Origin of the sequence: Bradyrhizobium nivariense, from assembly GCF_029846695.2 — a bacterium.
Classification (GTDB): Bacteria; Pseudomonadota; Alphaproteobacteria; order Rhizobiales; family Xanthobacteraceae; genus Bradyrhizobium.
This window is the reverse complement of sequence record NZ_JARWCR020000156.1, coordinates 1-2,922: the sequence shown is the minus strand read 5'-3', so window position 1 is coordinate 2,922 and position 2,922 is coordinate 1. Positions and strand designations below refer to the sequence as shown.

At 58.3% G+C, this 2,922-nt stretch carries 3 protein-coding genes; 2 read left to right on the top strand and 1 reads right to left on the bottom strand.

All coding sequences use genetic code 11. The features are described from left to right. Window positions 1-165: 165 nt before the first annotated feature. Window positions 166-537 (top strand): hypothetical protein, encoded by a 372-nt coding sequence (locus QCM77_RS45505; protein ID WP_280097089.1) that lies wholly within the window; start codon window positions 166-168, stop codon window positions 535-537. A 370-nt stretch (window positions 538-907) separates the two neighbouring features. On the opposite strand, the gene QCM77_RS45500 is transcribed toward QCM77_RS45505, so the two are convergent. Further along, on the bottom strand, window positions 908-1,912 hold the full coding sequence (locus QCM77_RS45500; RefSeq protein WP_280097088.1) for a hypothetical protein: 1,005 nt from the start codon (window positions 1,910-1,912) through the stop codon (window positions 908-910). A 54-nt stretch (window positions 1,913-1,966) separates the two neighbouring features. Here QCM77_RS45500 and QCM77_RS45495 point away from each other — a divergent pair, with 54 nt between their 5' ends. After that, window positions 1,967-2,416 (top strand): hypothetical protein, encoded by a 450-nt coding sequence (locus QCM77_RS45495; protein WP_280097087.1) that lies wholly within the window; start codon window positions 1,967-1,969, stop codon window positions 2,414-2,416. The last annotated feature ends 506 nt before the right edge of the window (window positions 2,417-2,922 follow it).

Below are 2,922 nucleotides of genomic sequence, written 5' to 3'. Positions count from 1 at the left end.
TGCCAAAACTCGTTCTTGGTGTGACATTCAACGACGGGATCGAGGTCATCGCCAAGCCGACCGACCGTCAGCCCATAACCGCCGCCGCCTGACCGGCCCGGCCGTCACCAAAATTTGGCGATAGCTCGTCTGTAAGCAAGCAGGACCGTTGGGGGCCAGAAGCCTATGCGAAATCTTATAATCGTTGCGTTGTTTGTTCAAATTCTTGCGTGCTATCCGTTACCGGTGTCAGCCGGTGGCACCTGCATCCTGCATCCGCAACCCTTCAAGCTGCGATCAGACACCATTCAGTGGTTGATCAAAATCAAGCCCGGCGCTGAATGCATTCAGGGACTACGCTGGTCGACGATCATGATTGACGCAATCGCGGTTGTAGACCCGCCGAAATCGGGCCGCCTCGTCTTGCAAGGCCCTTCATTCCGCTATTTTTCGGACCCGGCCGCGCAGGGGGCCGACCATTTCAAGATTGCGATCAAGGGAACCTCGCTGCATATCGGCGGATCCTCGTCGATTGAGGTAGACGTCGTCTCACAGTAAATCGCGGTCGGTGGCGACGCAGGCCCGTTCAGAAATCCTAGCGAGGCGCAAAGGTGCGATTGCTGTTGAGAGCGGGATTGGCCGAGGCTGCCGGGGGCGCGCCTTGCCCGATGGGGTTCTGGAATGGATTGTTGCTAGGTTGGGTCGCTACGGGTGAACGCGAACCCCGCGCGTAATTTGGGGACGTATAACTCTGCTGTCGGCCATTCGCATTCTGCTGCGTGCCTTGAGCAAACGCTGGAACAGTCAGAAGCGAAAGCAGAGCAGAGGTTAGCAACAGTTTAGCGGCACTCATAGGAGCCTCCACACGGGACCGTATCAACCTAACGCCACCACTGGAGGTAGGTTGCATCCATTGCTTGGCTAGAGGTCATGGTTTCTTGCAGGCTGAATAAAACGTGCCGCTGGTGGTGATGACCCGCTCGATGCACTGCCGAGGATCCACAATGGCGCCGTCGACGCTGAAGTAATAGGACTGGTTCCTGAGGATCAGCGCATACTGGCCGGGTGGAAGCTGCAGTGTCGGGTCCTCGCTGTGGAGTCTGTACATCTCTGGATTATCTGGCACGGGAGACGCCCGGTATGGATAAGAGAAATTTCTGATGACCCAGGCGTCGTTATCGTCGAGCCGCTTGCCTGCCGACTCAGCCGAGAATTCGCGGGCAATCCTGGCAATCACGCGCACCTCGGCACGCTCCAAAATGTTGCTAGCGGTTTCTCGCCGAAAGACAATGAACTCGGGATGTCCGTTTGGCAGGCTCACTTTGCCGGGTAGTCTGAATGCGGCAGAGACCGCAACCCTCGCATCTGGCGGCCGGCCGGGCAGCAGCCGGAGTTCGGTCAAGGCGTCGTCTCCGAGCGCATAGACGCCGTAGTCGGTCGGCCGCGGGAATGAAGGAGGCGGTGGGGACCGGTTCAAGGCCGTATCGGCCGTTGCGGAGGCGGGTGTCCCGACTGCTCCCTCGGGAACTGTCTGTGCCCTCTGACCCTGGAGGGGCTGTCCCAGCGTCATCAGGCGTTCGCGTTGCAGCACAACGATAAAGACGGTTCCAAGGACCAGCAGGACCGCAGCGGTCCGCGTTATGACAGCCCACAAGGGATGGCGATCGGCTCCATTGGCCGGCTGGATCAGCCCCACGCCCGATTCGGATGGAACGGGACCAGCGTCTCCTAGTGGCGGGTTACGCAGCAAAGCCGAACTCAGCTGCGGTACCGAAGATGGTGCGGGCAGGCTGACTTGCTGCCGTGAGAATTCCTCTACGCCGTGGATCGCAGCCTCGAGCGCGCGTTCGGCGCGCTGGGCATCTGTCGGATCTGAATCAACGAGTTGTTCCTGAAGCTTATGGCGCGCTAGATCATAGACTGCCTGGCGCATAAGCTCAGGGTCCGCCTTCACCGTCTCTATTATCCGAGCGATTACTAGCGCGAATTGAACCTCGTTAGAGGCCTGATTGGCGCCTTCTTCCTCGCGCTCCTGCAGCTCTCGCGAACTCATGCCGATTTGGGCGCTCCTGTGGCGGCTGGCCGCAACCTTATTTCAGTGTTCAAAATACCCCAAAAGAAACTAAAGTATTCGTCGGCGGCTTCAAAGAGCGACTGTCTGTTCGGCAAGGAGAAGATAGTGACCTTCATACCAAGACGCGAAATCGTCGTGCTGGGCTTGGCTTACCTTGTCCTCGCTGCGACCGGAATTCCAGCACTGGCCGTCACCGCCGAGGTAGCCCGAAAGTGCAGCTCACTCATGGCCAAGCAGTTTCCGCCCCGCGAATCCGGCAACCCAGCAGCTGGAAGCACAAAGGGAAGCGGCCGCGATCAACAAGCCTTTTTCAACAAGTGCGTTGCTAACGGGGGCAAGATCGACGATAGCAACGCGAAGTAAAGGGTATCCATTGGGAGCCGCAAGTTGCACATGGCAACAGCGCACTCACCCGTTCGGCGGTAGTGGCTCCGGGACGTTACCATCCTTCGCCATACATTCCCTGAAGTATGCGTGACGATCTCCGCTTCCGCGGACTGATCCCGGCCGCTTGTATGGATAAACAAGATAGGAATAGCGCATGCACTTCCTAGCAGTCTCGGCACTTGGGCTTGCAAACGCGTATTTACCCGGCAGGTCGAGAGTAATGGCGAGGCCTATTCCCGCTAGGAGCCAAATCAGTTTCAGGGAATTCATGTTTGCAATTTCGCAGCCTGGAGGAGTATCGGTCAATTTGAGGAGTACGTGCCAGTGTGGAATCGGACATTTCCGGTCAAGTGGGTGAGAGCCGGTCCCGGAAATCTGCACAGGACGCTAAGTGGAGTTTCTGCCTGACGGCGGGCACGATAGGCCCCGCGAATCAGGAGAGACCATGAGCAGACGACCCCGCCGGAACCACTCACCGGCCT

Coding starts and splice junctions, on each gene's coding strand:
- QCM77_RS45505 (WP_280097089.1), top strand. CDS start 166: ATGCGAAATCTTATAATCGTTGCGTTGTTTGTTCAAATTCTTGCGTGC.
- QCM77_RS45500 (WP_280097088.1), bottom strand. CDS start 1,912: ATGCGCCAGGCAGTCTATGATCTAGCGCGCCATAAGCTTCAGGAACAA.